This is a genomic window from Rhodococcus sp. P4_F3_2 (genome assembly GCF_056401335.1).
In genome coordinates this window covers 1-19,184 of sequence record NZ_JBFUJN010000049.1, presented here as the reverse complement: position 1 = coordinate 19,184, position 19,184 = coordinate 1, and the positions used below count along the sequence as shown (strand labels likewise).

Sequence of the window (19,184 nt, the reverse complement as noted above, 5' to 3'; positions counted from 1 at the left end):
GTGCGCAATGGTGTGGAAGAGAGGCTGTGGGCGTGAATTCGCTGGGTAACGGAGAACTGGGGAGCGGCAAGCCGGAGGTCGGCAGCTCGCCGGAAGACGTTCAGCGATCAGACGCATTCCCACTTTCGGCGGCCCAGCTCGGTATGTGGTTCGCGCAGCACCTTGATCCCGCAGTACCGGTCAACATCGCCCAGTACGTCGAACTCCGTGGTGCTCTGGAGCTTGACGCCCTTCGCCAGGCCTGTGCAGACGCCGGTCGCGAAATCGGGTCGGCCTTCGTGCGGATCTTCGAGATCGATGCCCAGCCGTACCAGATCATCGACCCCACACTCGATGATTCAGTCGGTTACGTCGATCTTCGTAGTGAAGACGACTCGCACGACGCCGCCATGCGGTGGATGCGAGCAGATCGCAGTCGGCCGATCGACATGCTTACGGACCGACTGATCTCTGCCACGATCCTGCGCCTCGGCGAGAACCGCTACTACTGGTACACGCGGGTCCACCACACAATTCTCGACGGTTTCGGTGCGTCGACGTTCGTCACTCGTGTGGCGGAGCTGTACTCGGCGCGCGTGGAGGGCCGGGATCCGGAGCCGAGTGAGGCCTCCGATCTCCGGAACGTCTACGAGGTAGACAACAAGTACCGCCAGTCGAGTCGTTTCGAAACCGATCGCAAGTACTGGGCAGACAAGATCGAGAATCTCGACGAGATCTCGAGCCTCGCGGGTCGAAGTGCCGCGCCGGCTCCAGTCAGTCGGATCGACAGCGCAGCGCTGTCCAACCACGTCGAGGCGCTGCTCGGGCGGTTCCTCGAGCGCATAGAGAAGACCACTGTTGCCGGCACTGTCGTCGCGGCGTTTGCGGCGTACCTCGCTCAGATGACCGGACGAGAGGACGTGTCGCTGAGTCTGCCCGTTTCCGGTCGAACGACAGCCGTGCTGCGTCGATCCGGAGGCATGGTCTCCAACGTCGTGCCGCTGCGCCTGACCGTCACTGCGGACACCACCGTCCAGGAGCTTCTGGACGACGTCAGGAACGAAATGTCCGGCGCGCTGCGCCACCAGCGATACCGACACGAGGACATGGTTCGCGGCGGTGACGGGCCGGGCCGGGGCGGATTCTTCGGCCCGTGGATCAACATCATGATGTTTTCCACCGAGTTGGCGTTCGGGCCCCTCGTCGGCGAGCTTCACATCCTGTCCACGGGTTTGATCGAAGACCTCGGTGTCAACCTGTACCAGAGCGTCGGCGATACCCGCACACACATCGACTTCGAGTCGAATCCCAATCTGTATGCGCCCGCGGACGCCCAGCGAAATCACTCGCGGTTCGTGGAGTTTCTCGAGAAGTTCGTCTCGGCCGAAACGAGCCGCAAGGTCTGGGATCTTCCTGTCGCCACCGACGAGGAGCGAAACAAGGTTGCCTTGTGGAACCGCACCGGCTTCCACGTTGCCTCGCAGACCATCACCGAAGCATTCGAGCGTCAGGTCGAGAGAACTCCCGATGCCACCGCTGTCGTTTTCGAAGGCGCCAGCCTCACATACGCCGAATTTGACTCTCGCGCAAATGGTTTGGCTCGTCAACTCATCGCCATGGGTGTTGGGCCCGAATCGCTTGTAGGACTGTCGATCCGCAGGTCTTTGGACTTGATGGTCGGTCTGTACGCGATTGCCAAGGCCGGCGGAGCCTGGGTGCCGGTGGATCCCGACCACCCAGCGGAACGCACGGCCTACATTCTCGAGTCGGCGCAGCCCACGTGTGTTGTGACCACTGCGCGGGACGACGTGGATCTGCCCTCGGGCACACGGGTCATCGAGATCGACACACTGGACTATGGGCAGCTCGACAGCAGGCCGATCGCCAACGCAGATCGCCTGTCTCCCTTGCATTTCTCGAACACCGCGTACGTGATCTACACCTCCGGCTCGACCGGGCGACCCAAGGGTGTCGCGGTCACTCACGCAGCGATCAACAATCAGCTTCAGTGGATGAACGCCGAGTACGGGCTTTCGGCGTCGGACATCTACCTGCAGAAGACCGCTACGACATTCGACGTGTCGCTGTGGGGATTCTTCATGCCGTTGCAGGTCGGCGCCACGCTCGTCGTCGCGACTCCGGACGGTCATCGAGACCCGATCTACGTGGCGAACAAGATCGCGGAGCTCGGCGTCACGATCACCGACTTCGTGCCATCCATGCTCACGCTGTTCACTGCGAATGCACCTGCCGGATCTTGTGATTCGTTGCGCCACGTGTTCGTCATCGGCGAGGCGCTCCCGCCCGAGACGTCTTCCGCCTTCCGCGAACTCTGTGGAGCCGGACTGCACAACCTGTACGGTCCGACCGAAGCCGCGGTATCGGTCACGTACTACGAGGCCGTGGCCACGGATACTACTTCCGTGCCGATCGGTATGCCGCAGTGGAACACTCAGGCGCACGTACTGGACGGACAACTTCGCCCGACCCCCATCGGGCAGCCGGGTGAGCTCTATCTCGCCGGCGTTCAACTCGCGCGCGGATACGTTGGTCGACCGGACCTGAGCTCGGATCGGTTCGTAGCCAATCCGTACGGCACGGCCGGTGAGCGTATGTACCGGACCGGCGACCTCGTCCGTCGCAGTGAGGACGGAAACCTCGACTACATCGGGCGTACCGACTTCCAAGTGAAGTTCCGTGGGCAGCGCATCGAGCTCGGCGAAATCGAGACCGTCCTTCTGGCACACCCCGACGTTTCCCAGGCTGTTGTCTTGGTGACCGTCACCCCGACCGGTGATCAATTGGTCGGCTACGTCGTGCCGGGCCCGGGCCGAAACATCGATGCTGCGGTGCTCAGTGAGTTCGCCGGTCGAAGCCTCCCTTCGTACATGGTTCCGGCCGCGTTGATGGTGCTCGATGCGTTGCCGCTCAACACGAGTGGCAAATTGGATCGTGCCGGGTTGCCCGAGCCGGTGTTCGCGAGTGCGAAGCAGTACCGCGAGCCCCGCACCGAAATCGAGCGGGTTGTCGCTGACGTCTTTGCCGACGTTCTCGGTGTCGAGCGCGTCGGTATCGACGACGACTTCTTCGAACTCGGTGGAAACTCGCTGGTTGCAACACAGTTGGTGACCCGCGTGGGTTCCGCCTTGGGAGTGCAACTCGGCGTTCGAGAGCTTTTCGAGTCCACCACGGTCGCTACCTTGGCGGCCCGCGCCGAGTCTGTGGCGGGTAACGCCAGGCAGCTCACCCCGCTGATCGCCAAGCCTCGTCCCCAGGTTGTCCCGCTCTCGCTTGCACAGCAGCGCATGTGGTTCATCAACCGTCTCGATCCGTCGACGCCCGCGTACAACCTTCCGTTCACGGTCCGGCTCACCGGTTCGGTGGACCCGTCCGCCCTGCATGCCGCGGTGATGGATCTTCTCGAGCGACACGAGTCCTTGCGGACGATCTACCCTGATGTCGACGGAACCGCGCAACAGCTTGTACTGCCGGTCGATCGGGCTGCAGTGGAGTTGAATCCGGTCAAGATTCGGAATTCGCATCTCGACGCGGCCCTGTTCGACGTGGCGTCTCGCGGCTTCGACGTGACGCTCGAAATCCCGGTACGGGTTGCCCTCTTCGAGGTGTCTCCGACGGACTACGTCCTGGTGATGGTTCTCCATCACATCGCTGCAGACGGACTGTCGTTCCGTCCGCTCGCACGTGACCTTCTCGTCGCATACTCTGCGCGAAGTGAGAAGTCTGCGCCGGCGTGGACGCCGCTGCCGATTCAGTACGCCGACTACGCCCTGTGGCAGCGCGAAGCACTGGGATCCGACGAAGACCCGCGCTCGGAGTCGTCTCGCCAGATCAACTTCTGGCGCCGGGCACTTGCCGATTTGCCGGATCAGTTGGATCTGCCGACCGACCGACCTCGTCCTGCCATCGCGTCCAATCACGGTGCCAAGCACCATTTTCAGATCAGCGAACGCACGACGCGCAAGTTGAACGAGTTGGCGCGCTCGAGGAGCGTCTCGCTGTTCATGGTGTTGCAGGCGGCATATGCAACGCTGTTGAGCCGGCTCAGTGGTACCTCCGACATCGCGATCGGTGCCCCGATCGGCGGGCGAGGCGATCAAGCGCTCAACGACGTGATCGGCATGTTCGTGAACACCCTGGTGCTTCGCACCGAGGTCGATCCGAACGAACGATTCGAAGAGTTGCTCGCTCGGGTAAGGGAATCGGGCTTGTCTGCCTACGGGCATGCCGATGTGCCGTTCGAGCGGTTGGTCGAAGTCCTGAGTCCGGCGCGTTCGCAGGCTCGTCACCCGCTGTTCCAGGTTGCGCTCACTGCGGAGATCAGTGGACGACGCGAACTGGAATTCTCAGGTGTCAAAGCAGTTGCAGCTGAATTGGAAGTACCGGTCGCCAAATTCGATCTCGAACTCATGGTGTCCGAGAATCCCGAAGGGACCGAAGACGCGGATGTCTTGAGTGCCACCTTCACCTACGCCACGGACTTGTTCGATCCGGCCACGGTGAACWCTTTCGCTACTCGGTTCGTGCGCATTCTCGATGCCGTGGCTACCCGACCTGAAACGATCGTCGGCGATATCGACCTGCTCTCACGCTCCGAGCGCACCGATCTGACGGTCGTAGCCGCGGATTACACGATGCCCCGGCAGAGTCTCGTCGACATCTTCCTGTCCGGCACGGCTGAGGCGGATTCGGTTGCTGTGCGCTTCGAGGGTCGATCGATCACCTACCGTGAGCTCGATGAGCAGTCGTCGAAGCTCGCACGGGTTCTGATCGGACGTGGCGCCGGCCCCGAGACCATTGTTGCTCTCGCCTTTCCTCGCTCGTACGAGATGGTCTGTGCAGTATGGGCGGTGGCGAAGTCAGGGGCGGCATACGTCCCAGTCGACCCGAGCTATCCGGAAGATCGTGTCCGGCACATGCTGGCCGATTCTTCGGCCGCGATCGGACTCACGTCGGGACAGTTCGTAGATAAGCTTCCTGCGGTCACAGAATGGTTGGTCCTTGACGGCCAGGCGCTGAACGGAGAACTGTCGACGCAATCTTCAGCGCCGGTCACGGACGAGGACCGAATCGCTCCGATTCACAGTTCTCACGTTGCATATGTCATTTACACATCCGGTTCCACGGGAAAACCGAAGGGTGTCAGCGTCACTCACGGTGGTCTCCGTGGGGTCAGAGACGCAGCACAGCGTCGCTACGAGGTAGAACAGTCCTCACGCTTCCTCCATATCTGTTCGCCGAGCTTCGACCCGTCGGTACTCGAATGGATGGTCGCCTTCTCTGCGGGTGCAACTTTGGTGATCGTTCCGTCGACAATTATCGGTGGACACGAGTTGTCGGATCTTCTTCATTCCGAGAAGGTCACACACGCGATCATCACTCCCGCAGTACTCGGGACCATGGAGCCGGCAGAGCTGCCTGAATTGCGAGTCGTCTCCGTCGGCGGTGACGTGACCACTCCCGAGTTGCTGGCGAAATGGGCCCCAGGGCGCGCCTACTTCAATGGGTACGGTCCGACCGAGACCACTATCATCTCGTCGTTCGGCGATCTCGCGATCGGCCGATCGATCGACATCGGGCGTCCCGTCGAGGGCATGTCGGCACTGGTACTCGACGAGCGTCTGCATCCTGTTCCAGTCGGTACCAGGGGAGAGCTCTACTTTGCAGGCGCTGCATTGGCTCGCGGCTACCACGAGCGGCGAGGTCTTTCTGCGGAACGGTTTGTTGCAAACCCGTATTCGCCGGACGGCGAGCGAATGTACCGGACCGGCGATGTCGTGCGCTGGACCGGCGGAGACGCGCGCGGTGACGCGGGGGTTCTCGAATACGTCGGCCGCAGTGACTTCCAGGTCAAGGTTCGCGGATTCCGTATCGAACTCGGTGAGATCGACGCAGTTCTGTCCTCGCACGAGTCTGTGCGCTTCGCGGTGACGGTCGGAAGCGAAGGCGCGGCGGGTGTCACAACCCTCGTTTCCTACGTCGAACTGGCTGACGGGTCGAGTTTCGATCGGGACGTGCTCGCCTCGTTCGTGGCAGAATCTCTGCCGAGCTACATGGTTCCGTCCGTCATCATGGAACTCGCTGAGGTTCCGTTGACCCCGGTGGGCAAATTGGATCGCCGGGCTTTGCCGGAGCCTGTTTTCGAGGTCCGCGAGTTTCGTGCACCCACTACGCCGGTGGAAGAGATTGTCGCGCAGGTGATTGCGGATGTTCTCGGAGTGGAACGAGTCGGCCTCGACGACGACTTCTTTGAACTCGGTGGCAACTCCCTGGTGGCTACTCAGGTCACCTCCCGATTGGGGCGGGCGCTCGACACGACGGTGCCGGTGCGAACGCTATTCGACGTTTCCACCGTCGAGGCGCTCGCCGCACACATCGAGTCGCACGTAGGTAGCGGCGGGCAGAAGGCGCTCGTCGCACAGGTGCGTCCCGCGGAAATTCCGTTGTCGCTGGCGCAGCAGCGCATGTGGTTCCTGAACCGCTTCGACACCGACTCAGCTGCTTACAACATCACTTTTGCTCTGCACCTGACTGGTCAACTCGATACTGCCGCGATGGAAACTGCGCTCGAGGACGTACTGGCCCGGCATGAAGTGCTCCGAACGGTATATCCGGACGGGGCTTCCGGACCGAAGCAGTCGATTCTGTCGCTCTCGGAGGCGTTTGGCGGACTGACCGTGGAGTCGGTTTCGGATCCGGACGAGCTCGAAAGTCGAGTCGCTGCAATCGGATCCTCAGCGATCGACATCACCGTCGACGTGCCGATCCGTGTCCGCCTGTTGACGGTCAGCGACACCGAGCACACCCTCGCGATCGTGGTTCATCACATCGCCGCTGACGGTTGGTCGATGGCGCCCCTGGCACGCGATGTCATGATTGCCTACTCGGCACGCAAGGACGCGATCGCGCCGGCGTGGCAGCCGTTGACTGTGCAGTACGCCGACTATTCGTTGTGGCAGCGTGAGGTTCTGGGGTCGGAAGACGACTCGGAATCACTGATCTCGCAGCAGATCTCGTACTGGACCGAGACTCTGGCAGACCTACCGGATGTGATCGAGCTTCCGTCGGACCGGTCTCGGCCTGATGTGGCGTCGATGCGCGGCGAGCGATTCGCGTTCGAGATCTCCGGGGATGTGCACCGTCGATTGGACGCGCTGGCACGGGAGAACAACGCKACGCTCTTCAYGGCGTTGCACTCGGCGCTTGCCGTTCTGATGGCCCGACTGAGCGGAACCTCGGACATCGCCGTGGGCACTCCCGTTGCCGGTCGTGGCGACGAGGCGCTCGACGATCTCGTCGGCATGTTCGTCAACACGCTTGTTCTGCGGACCGAGGTCGATCCGGCCCAGGCATTCACGGATCTGCTGGCTGCGGCGAGTGATTCTGCGCTCGGAGCGTTCGCTCACTCGGACGTGCCCTTCGAGCGGTTGGTGGACGTCTTGGCTCCCGCCCGGTCGCAGGCCAGACATCCGCTGTTCCAGGTCGTGCTGTCCTTGCAGAATCTCGCGCAAACGGCATTGGAACTGCCGGGACTGGCGATCAAGGCCGCCGAAATCGACACGACCACTGCCAAGTTCGACCTCGAACTCGCAGTAACCGAGTCGATCGGCGAAGACGGGATCCAGCAAGGGCTCTCGGCCGAATTCACCTTTGCTGCAGATCTGTTCGACGTTTCGACGGTCGAGGGGTTTGCTCGGCGTCTGGTTCGTATCCTCGAGACTGTCGTGTCGGTTCCTTCGATTGTCGTCGGTGACATCGATATTCTCGATGCGGCCGAGCGGGGTGTGCTGGCCGATGTTCATGGAGGTCAGTCGGTCTCGGGAACCCTGGTCGAGATTCTCACAGCGGCGGCCGCTTTGGATCCGTCGGCGGATGCGATTCGCTTCGACGGTGAGTCGATCAGCTACCGCGAACTCGACGAGCGGTCGTCGCGACTCGCTCGTGTTCTGATTGCGAAGGGCGTCGGGCCGGAGGATCGGGTCGCGATCGCGATTCCGCGTTCGGCCGATTCGGTTCTCGCTCTATGGGCAGTGGCGAAAACGGGTGCTGCGTTCGTACCAGTCGACCCGACGTATCCGGTTGACCGTATCGCCCACATGATCTCCGATTCCGGTGCGGTGCTGGGTCTTGCGCTCAGTGACGTCGAGGCAGGATTGCCGTCGGCGTTGACGTGGGTTGTTCTCGACGACGAGAAGACAGTGGCGGCGTGCGCGGCAGAATCCTGCGCGCCGGTGAGTGATTCGGATCGACGTAGTGCGATCGACGAGCGGCAGCCTGCGTACGTCATCTACACGTCCGGCACCACAGGTCTGCCCAAGGGCGTTGTGGTCACCAACGCCGGTGTGGCGAATTTCTGTGCCGAGCAGGTCGAGCGCTATGCGCTGACCGCGGATGCTCGGACGCTGCATTTCGCCTCGCCGAGTTTCGATGCGTCGGTCCTCGAGTTGCTGATGGCATTCGGATCCGCGTCGACGATGGTGATTGCGCCGACGACGGTGTACGGCGGCGCGGAACTGGCCGAGATCTTGCGCTCGGAGGGCGTGACGCATGCGTTCGTGACGCCCGCTGCGCTGGCATCAGTGGATCCGAGCGGGCTTGACGCGTTGCGGGTGGTTGTCGTCGGTGGCGAAGCCAGTTCGCGGTCTCTCGTTGCCAAGTGGGCGGTGCCGCTTCCGGATGGCGGTGTGCGTGGATTCTTCAATGCGTACGGTCCGACGGAGTCGACAGTCGCCTCGAACATCAGCGATACGCTGACCGCGTTTGATCGTATGAACATCGGCGGCCCGATTCGAGGTATGGCCGCGCGGATCTTGGACGGCCGCTTGCAGCCTGTGCCGGTTGGTGTCGCAGGTGAGTTGTACGTGTCGGGTGTTCAGGTCGCTCGTGGATACCTGGGACAGCCGGCATTGACGGCGGGTCGTTTTGTCGCAGACCCGTTCGGGGCGCCGGGAGAGCGGTTGTACCGCACGGGTGACGTGGTCCGGTGGATCGACGGTGGCGCGGTGGAGTACGTGGGCCGCAGCGACTTCCAGGTCAAGATCCGTGGGTTCCGTATCGAACTCGGCGAAATCGAGGCCGCACTGACCCGATGCGCGGGCGTTGCGCAAGCTGTTGCTCTTGTACGCTCCGACGATCACTTCGGCGATCGCCTCGTTGCATACGTGGTGCCACAGGCCGGCGCCGAGGTGGATCCCGCACAGGTCATCGAGTCGGTGTCGACGTTCCTGACCGGCTACATGGTTCCCGACTCGGTCCTGGTGCTCGATTCGATTCCGTTGACCACCGCGGGCAAGACGGACATCAAAGCTCTGCCATCGCCCGTGTTCGAGTCGAAGGTGTATCAGGCGCCGATCACGACCGTCGAAGAGACTGTCGCGCAGGTGTTCTCCGAAGTTCTCGGAGTCGCACAGGTTGGCCGCGACGACGACTTCTTCGAGCTCGGAGGCAACTCGCTGATCGCGACCCGTGTCGCGGCACGGCTGGGGGAGGCGCTTGACACAAGCGTTCCGGTTCGTGCGCTCTTCGAAGCGTCGACCGTGCAGTCACTCGCCCTCCGGCTCGAGCTGCACGCCGGTTCGGGTGCCACGGCCCCACTGGTCCCGCAGTCCCGGCCCGCTCGGATCCCACTTTCGTTGGCGCAGCAGCGCATGTGGTTCCTGAACAGGTTCGAACCCGAGTCGGCAGTGAACAACGTTCCGGCGGCGATCAGGATTTCGGGCGCCCTCGATGTGGCAGCTCTCAACGCTGCCGTGATCGATGTCGTGGGCAGACACGAATCACTGCGGACGCTGTATCCGGACGTCGACGGCGTCGGGTATCAGGAAATCCGTGACGTTCGAGACGTTGTTGTCGATCTCAGCCCCGTGTCGATCACGGAAGATCGCCTGGCTGCAGGCGTCGCAGAGCTGGCGACGGTCGGCTTCGACGTGACGTCTGAAGTCCCGTTGCGCGCCAAGCTCTTCAAAGTCGGCGATAGCGAATACGTCCTGGTGTTCGTGGTGCATCACATCTCGACCGACGGTTTCTCGATGGGCCCGTTGACCCGCGACGTGATGGTTGCCTACGAAGCACGTACACGAGCGTCCGTGCCGGCTTGGACGCCGTTGCCGGTGCAGTACGCCGATTACTCGTTGTGGCAGCGTGAGGTTCTCGGGTCCGAGGAGGATCCGCAGTCCGTGATCGCGAAGCAGATTGCGTTCTGGTCGGATGCGTTGGCTGATCTTCCGGAGCAGTTGGATCTGCCTGGTGATCGTCCGCGTCCCGAGGTCGCTTCAGGGCGCGGAGCCGAGGTCGAGTTCGATATCGACGCCACTCTGCACGAAGCTGTCAATTCGATTGCGCACAGCAGTAACTCGACACCGTTCATGGTTGTTCACGCAGCGCTCGCCGTCGTACTTTCTCGTTTGTCTGCAACGACCGACATCGCGATCGGTACACCGATCGCGGGTCGCGGTGAGGCGCAGCTCGACGATCTGATCGGTATGTTCGTCAACACTTTGGTGTTGCGTACCGAGGTTGATCCGTCGATGTCGTTCGCGGATCTGTTGGCTTCGGCGCGTGAAGTGGATCTACAGGCGTTCGCGCATGCGGATGTTCCGTTCGAGCGTGTGGTGGAGGTTCTCGATCCGGTTCGTTCGCAGGCTCGTCATCCGCTGTTCCAGGTGGCGTTGACGTTCCAAAACCACGAACAGGCAACGCTCGAACTGGGCGACCTCGAAGTGTCGATCGAAAGTGCCGATCTTGCGTTGGCGAAATTCGACCTCCAGTTGACTCTGACTGAACGAACCGACGAGGCCGGCGCACCTGCCGGAATGTCCGCCTCGTTGACGTATGCGACGGATCTGTTCGACGAGTCGACCGTTGTGGAATTCGGTGATCGGCTGGTACGGACCTTCCGCGCGGTGACTGCTGATCCCACCGTAGCGGTGGGTGACGTTGACATCTTGGTCGATGGTGAACGAAACCTGCTCTCCCGCTTCAGTGCTGGCCAGATCGATCGTGGTGTGGATTCGACGTTGTCGGCGTGGTTCGATGATGCTGCTGCGCGGTTTGGTGATCGGACCGCGGTGCGGTTCGGTGGCGAGTCGTTGTCTTATGGTGAGTTGTCGGTTCGGTCGAATCGGTTGGCGCGCAGGTTGATTGCTCAGGGTTGTGGTCCGGAGTCGTTGGTGGCGGTGGCGTTGCCGCGGTCGGCGGATCTTGTGGTGGCGTTGTTGGCGGTGGTGAAGTCCGGTGCGGGGTATTTGCCGGTGGATCCGTCGTATCCGGCTGATCGTGTCGAGTTCATGTTGGCTGATGCTGCTCCGGTGGCTGCGATTTCGTGGTCCGGGCGTGAGTTGGTGTTGCCCGCTGGTTTGCCGGTGGTTGATATCGACGCGGTGGATGTGTCGGAGTTCGAGGGTTCGGTGGTGACGGATGCGGATCGTGTTGCGCCGTTGCGGTCGTCGAATGTTGCGTATGTGATTTACACGTCGGGTTCGACGGGTCGCCCGAAGGGTGTGCAGGTTCCGCACTTCACGGTGGCGAAGTTGTTTGCGAATACCGAGAGTGTGTACGGGTTCGACGAGTCGGATGTGTGGACGATGTTCCACAGTTATGCGTTCGACTTCTCGGTGTGGGAGTTGTGGGGTCCGCTGTTGTACGGCGGCACGTTGGTGGTTGTGGATTATGTGACGTCGCGGTCGCCGGAGCAGTTCCTGGAGTTGCTTGCTGCTGAGCGGGTGACGGTGCTCAATCAGACGCCGTCGGCGTTCTATCAGTTGGCTGAGGCTGATCGGTTGGCGTCGGAATCCGGTCTGGCTGCCGAGTTGTCGTTGCGGTGGGTTGTTTTCGGTGGCGAGGCGCTCGAGCTTCGACGCTTGTCGGACTGGTATGGCCGCCGCGGTGACTCTGCGCCGACGTTGGTGAACATGTACGGCATCACGGAGACGACGGTGCATGTGAGCCATCGTGTGTTGGATGCTGCGTTGGCGGYGGATGCGTCGGCGAGTGTTGTGGGTCAGGCTATTTCGGGTTTGCAGGTGTTTGTGCTCGATACGCGTTTGGCTCCGGTGCCTGTTGGTGTTGCGGGTGAGATGTATGTCTCGGGTGTGCAGTTGGCTCGGGGTTATCTGGGTCAGGCGGGGTTGACGTCGACGCGGTTTGTGGCGAGTCCTTTTGCTGCTGGTGAGGTGTTGTACCGCACGGGTGACGTGGCGTCGTGGAACAGTGCTGGTGATTTGGAGTATCTGGGTCGCGCGGATGATCAGGTGAAGATCCGTGGGTTCCGGATCGAGATCGGTGAGATCGAGTCTGCGGTGTTGGCGGATGTGTCGGTGGCGCAGACGGCGGTGGTTGTTCGTGAGGATTCTCCGGGTGATCAGCGGTTGGTGGCGTATGTGGTTCCGGCTGCGGGTGTGAGCGTTTCGGTCGACGATGTCCGCACCGGTGTGGGTTCGTTGTTGCCGGAGTACATGGTGCCGTCGGCGTTTGTGGTGTTGGATTCGATTCCGTTGACGGTGAACGGGAAGTTGGATCGTCGGGCGTTGCCGGTTCCGTCGTTGCAGGTTGCGGTGTTCCGGGCTCCGACGTCGGTGGTGGAAGAGGTTGTGGCGCAGACGTTTGCGGATGTTCTGGGCGTTGAGCGTGTTGGTTTGGATGATGATTTCTTCGCGCTCGGTGGTAATTCGCTGATTGCGACGCAGGTGACGTCTCGGTTGGGTCAGGCGTTGGATGCTTCGGTGTCGGTGCGGGAGTTGTTCGAGGCGTCGACCGTTGAAGGGCTTGCTGCCCGACTCGGTTCTCGTGTTGGTGGCGGTTCGCGTGCGGCGTTGACTGCGCAGGTGCGTCCGGCGCAGGTGCCGTTGTCGTTGGCGCAGCAGCGCATGTGGTTCCTCAACCAGTTGGATACGAACTCGGCAGGGAACAATGTTCCGGTTGCGATCACGCTCACCGGAAAACTGGACGTGTCGGGGCTGGAACAGGCTGTCTCGGACGTTGTCGGTCGCCACGAGGTTCTCCGCACGGTCTACCCCGAGGTCGACGGAATCGGCTACCAGAAGATCGTTGCACCGGCTGATGTCGGCGTGAACCTCGCTGCAACCTTGGTCTCGGATTCAGAGATTGTTTCCGAGGTAACGAACTTCGTGGCGACGGGTTTCGACGTGACAACCGAGGTTCCGTTGCGCGCCAGGCTTTTCCAGACCAAGGCCGACGAGCACGTTCTCGTATTCGTGGTGCATCACATCTCGACCGACGGTTTCTCGATGGGCCCGCTGACCCGCGACATCATGACCGCCTACTACGCCAGAACCAACGGCCAGGCTCCGACCTGGACGCCGTTGCCGGTGCAGTATGCCGACTACGCACTTTGGCAGCGTGAGGTTCTCGGGTCCGAGGACGATCCGCAGTCAATCATCGCGCAGCAGATCACTTACTGGGCGCAAGCATTGGACGGCGTGCCCGAACAGTTGAATCTTCCGGGGGATCGGGCTCGGCCGGCGGTATTCTCCGGTCAGGGAGCAACATTCGAATTCTCGATCGGTCAGGAACTGCATGAGCGGCTGATCGGTGTCGGTCGTGAGCACAATGCGTCGATGTTCATGGTGGTCCATTCGGCGCTGGCATCACTTCTCGCACGTCTGTCGGGAACAACGGACATCACCATCGGCGCGCCGATGGCAGGACGAGGTGAATCCGAACTCGACGATCTGATCGGAATGTTCGTCAACACCTTGGTGCTACGTACCGAGGTTGATCCTTCGGCCCCGTTTACCACACTTCTGTCGTCGGCTCGAGAGACCGATCTTCAGGCGTTCGCGCACTCGGACCTTCCCTTCGAGCGGCTCGTGGAAGTGCTGGATCCCGTTCGGTCGAGGGCACACCACCCGCTGTTCCAGGTGGCATTGGCGTTCCAGAACCTGGGGCAGAATTCGTTGGCTCTGCCGGGTCTGACGGCCGCCGAGTTCGCAATCGACGAGACTGTGGCCAAGTTCGACCTGCAGCTCACGATCAGTGAGGTATCAGAAGGGCTGTCGGCGACGTTCACGTACGCGACGGATCTGTTCGACGAATCGACCGTCCGCGGATTCGCCGCACGATTGATGCGCATCCTGAACGGAATTGCGACGGACCCCGCAACTTCAGTGGGTGACATCGAAATCCTCGACTCGTCCGAGCGTGAGGTTCTGACGAGTCAAAGGGCTTCGTCAGGAGTAGCGCAGGCGCCGTTGGCCGAGATTCTTGCCGACGCTGCTGCGCGTTACCCGGACAACGTCGCATTGCGCTACCCCGGCACGGCGCAGGCCGCTGCCGGTAGGTCCATGACGTATCGCGAGGTCGACGAGTGGTCGTCGAAGCTGGCCCGCGTTTTGATCAACCGTGGTCTCGGGGCTGAAGATCTTGTGGCGGTGTCGATTCCGAGATCCGTCGAATCGGTACTCGCGGTCTGGGCAGTGTCGAAGACCGGGGCAGCGGTCGTTCCGATCGATCCGCACTATCCGGCAGACCGTATCGCGCACATGCTCAGCGACTCTGGTGCAAAGGTAGGCCTGACCCTCGACGTCGAACGTCCGAACCTCACCGACGACGTCGAGTGGTTGGTCGTGGACGGACCACGCGGCGAACAGATGACCGCCGGAGTGTCCGCAGCGCCAATCGATGCCGAGGAACGTGTCCGTCCACTGACGACCGCTCATCCGGCCTGGGTCATCTACACCTCCGGCACGACCGGTCTACCCAAGGGCGTTGTCGCCACCAACGCAGGTCTGGCGAGCTTCAGTGTCACGCAGGCCGCGCATTACCTCGTGAAGCCCACCTCGCGGACATTGCACTTCGCGTCACCGAGTTTCGACGCGTCGATGCTCGAGTTGTTCCTCGCGGTGGCCACCGGCGCGACGATGGTCATCGTCCCACCTGGCGTGTACGGCGGCGACGAGCTGGCTGAGGTGTTCCGTAGCGAACGAGTCACCCATGCGTTCATCACGCCGGCGGCTCTGGCGTCGATGGACCCGAGCGGCCTGGACGACCTGACGGTCGTAGGCGTGGGTGGCGAAGCGTATTCGCCGGAACTGATCAGCAAGTGGACGACAGGTGACGGCTCGACCGCATCGGCTTCGGCTCCCAGGACGTTCTTGAATGTCTACGGCCCGACCGAGACGACGATCGTGACGAACGTCAGCGTTCCGCTTCTGCCGGGTGACCGAATGGACATCGGCGCCACGATCGGTGACATGGCCGCTTTCGTTCTGGACACACGACTCAATCCAGTTCCACTCGGAGTCTCGGGCGAGCTGTATCTGTCCGGTCCTCAGGTGACCCGCGGCTATCATCGTCGCCCGGGCTTGAGCGCCGATCGATTCGTGGCAAACCCGCACGGTAATCCGGGCGAGCGAATGTACCGAACCGGTGACGTGGTGCGCTGGGTCGCTGGAACCGCACCCTCCACCTACGCCGTGGAATACGTGGGCCGCAACGATTTCCAGGTCAAGATTCGCGGTTTCCGTATCGAACTCGGTGAGATCGATGCGTCATTGACCGCACACCCCGAGGTCGAGTTCGCTGCGACGATGGGTACGACCCTGCCGTCGGGTGCTCCGGCACTGGTGTCGTACGTGTTCACCGGAAAGAACGCTTCGGTCACTTCGGCGGAATTGATCGAATTCGTCTCCAGAACCCTTCCGGCTCACATGGTTCCGGCTTCGATAATGGTCTCCTCGGACATGCCACTGAGCCCGGCCGGCAAGCTGGACCGAAAAGCGCTCCCAGCGCCGGTCTTCGAGACCAAGGAATTCCGCGCCCCGGTTACCGAGATGGAACAAGTCCTGAGCGAGATCTTCGCGGACGTTCTCGGTCTGGATCGAATCGGAACGGACGACTCATTCTTCGCGCAGGGCGGCGACTCGATCATGTCGATCCAGCTCGTCTCGCGGGCGAAGGCACGTGGGGTCGTATTCGCACCCAGTGACGTCTTCGAGAGCAAGACTGTCGCGGCATTGGCCGAAGTGGCGAAGTATGCCGCCGACGTCGAGGCCGCGGTGGTGCTCGAGGAGTTGCCGGGCGGTGGAGTCGGCTGGATGCCGTTGACGCCGATCGAACGATTCATGGTCGAGCGCGGTGGCAGCTACAACCGATTCACACAGACGATGACTCTCGAGCTTCCACTCGGAGCGCAGCGAACCGACATCGTGCGAACCCTCGCCGCCGTCATCGACCACCATGACATGTTCCGATCGCGGTTGATCTCCGACGGTCGCGGCTGGGGAATGTCGGTCTCCGAGCCGGGAACCGTGGACGTCGAGGATCTACTCAGCCGGGTGGATGTTGATGCGTCCTCGGACGAGTCGACAATTGTTCTCACGGCTTCCAAGGGCCTCGACGAGGCTCTCGGCCGGTTGAATCCGGCAGGCGGCGTGATGGTTCAGTTCGTGTGGGTCGACTTCGGTCCCACTCGCACCGGGCGCTTGATCATTGCTGCGCATCACTTGATCGTCGACGGGGTTTCCTGGCGAATCATTGTTCCGGATCTGGTGTCGGCTGCGGCTCAGATGGCCGGGGCGAGCGGAGCGACGGGGGATGTGGCTCTCGAACCTACGGGTACGTCGATGCGACGCTGGGCTCATGCTTTGTCCGAAGAGGCCCATCGGGATTCGCGTGTGGCCGAGCTGGATACGTGGCGGAAGGTGTTGCAGACACCGGACCCGGTGCTGGGTAAGAGGGCGTACGACTCTGCCGTCGACGTTGCGGCAACGGTTCAGCGGATAAGCGTGACGGTCCCCACTCAGGTGACGGAGACTCTGTTGACCACGCTGCCGGAGGTTTTCAACGGCGGCGCCAACGACGGCCTGCTCGCTGGACTGGCACTCGCGCTGATCGAGTGGCGTCGCCGAGCCGGAATCGACTCGACGTCTGCCTTGCTGCAACTCGAGGGCCACGGTCGCGAAGAAGCCGTGATTCCTGGCGCGGATCTGTCAAGGACCGTTGGCTGGTTCACCGCTGCCTTCCCGATCAGTCTCGATCTTTCCGAGGTAGATCTGGGTGACGCTTTCGCCGGAGGTGATTCGGCGGGACGCGCGATCAAAGCAGTGAAGGAACAGCTGCTGGCGATCCCGGACAAGGGCGTCGGGTACGGACTGCTGCGCTACCTGAACGAAGACACGCGCGCAGTGCTTTCTCGCTTCGCCGGGGGACAGGTCAGCTTCAACTACCTGGGACGAGTTGTCGCCGAGGATCTTCCGGCAGGCGTCGAGGGACTCGGGTGGCTGCCGGCCGGCGATTTCGCCAAGGTGTCGGCACCCGAAGACGTCGACATGCCCGCAAACAAGGTCGTCGACATCAATGCGATCGTCAACGACGGCGCAGACGGTGCTGTTCTGGAGGCCTCTTTCGCATACCCCGTCGGTGCCATCGACGGCGAGAGTGTCGAGACATTTGCACAGATTTGGGTCGAAGCACTGACTGCCCTGGCGGAGCATTCTCGCTCCGTCGGAGCCGGTGGACTCACACCGTCCGACGTGCCGCTTGTCTCCGTGAGCCAACGAGATATCGACGGGTTCGAGAATCGATTCGGTACGGTGACCGACATCTGGCCCCTGGCACCGCTGCAGTCCGGTTTGCTCTTCCACGCGATGTTGGCGGAATCCAGCGTCGACCTCTACTCGGTGCAGATGATTCTCACTCTGTCCGGGAAGGTGGATGCCGACCGATTGCGCACTGCAGCACAGGGWATCATCGACCGTTATGCGAACCTGCGAACGGCATTCACGGCCGACGACGACGGAACGCCGGTCCAGATAGTCCTCGAAGATGTTGCCGTCCCGTGGCGGAACATCGATCTCAGCGATATCGCGGCGGTCGACCGTGAGGCAGCCCTGGACGAAGTTTTGACAGCTGACCAGGCGACACACTTCGACATGGCATCACCGCCGTTGATTCGGTTCACCTTCGTCACCATGGCGGAGGGGGACTATCGCTTGGTGGTGGCGAATCACCACATTATTCTCGACGGTTGGTCGGTGCCACTGCTCTTGCAGAACCTGTTGGCGCTGTACGCGACGCGTGGTGACGACTCGGTTCTTCCGCGTGTGCGTAGCTATCGCAATTACCTGGCGTGGCTTGTCGATCAGGATCGTGATCGATCACTCACGGCCTGGGCGGATGCGCTTTCCGGCGTCGAAGAGCCGACGCTGCTTGCTCAGGTCACAGGCGGACAGGAATTCACCGCGCTGTCACAGAAGCTGAACGTGTCGATGTCGTCGGAGACAACCGCGGCGCTCACCGCTCTGGCCGCACGACTCGGGGTCACCGCCAACACGATCGTGCAGAGCGCGTGGGCGGTCCTGCTCGGTGCGTTGACCGGAACCGACGACGTTGTCTTCGGTGCAACAGTGTCCGGCCGGCCACCGGCGCTCACCGGCGTCGAATCGATGGTCGGGTTGTTCATCAACACCCTCCCCGTGCGGGTGCGCCTCGACGCCGCGGAGTCCGTCGAAGAATTGGTTGCCAGGGTCCAGATCGAGCAGGCGAGAATGCTTGATCATCACTATCTCGGTTTGACCGATGTCCAGAAAGCAGCGGACGTCGGAACACTGTTCGACACGTTGGTTGTATTCGAGTCGTACCCGGTCGACCGTGAGGGCCTCGCCGCACAGGCGGATGTTCTCGACGGAATGATGATCGACGACATCGCCTCGGACGATTCCACGAACTACCCGTTGACCCTGCTGATCGCACTCGACGAGCAGTTGCACTTGACGCTGCGGTACCTACCGGACTTCTTCGATGCCGACTACGCAACTGCGTTGCTGGACAGAGTTCTTCGACTGCTCTCCTCCGTAGCCACCGATCCTTCGGTGCGTGTTGGTGACGTTGATATTTTGGATTCTGTTGAGCGTTCGTTGGTGCTCGAGGGGTGGAATGACACGGCTCGGGTTGTGTCGGGTGTGTCGGTGTTGGATGGGTTCGATGCGCAGGTGGCGGCGTCTCCGGGTGCGGTAGCGCTCTCGTTCGAGGGGCAGTCTCTGTCGTATGCGGAGTTCGATGCTCGGGTGAATCGTTTTGCCAGGTATTTGGTTTCGGTGGGTGTGGGGCCGGAGTCGTTGGTGGGTGTTGCGGTTCGTCGGTCGGTTGATTTGTTGGTTGCGGTTTACGGTGTGCTCAGGGCTGGTGGTGGGTATGTTCCGGTGGATCCGGATCAGCCTGCGGAGCGTAAT

Annotated in this window: 1 protein-coding gene; it reads left to right on the top strand. The window is 61.9% G+C overall.

Features of this window, described 5'->3' with window-relative positions:
- Positions 1–32 precede the first annotated feature (32 nt).
- The coding region (locus tag AC1DWA_RS30230) for a non-ribosomal peptide synthase/polyketide synthase (RefSeq protein WP_477917420.1) at positions 33–19,184 on the top strand (19,152 nt) is incomplete at its 3' end.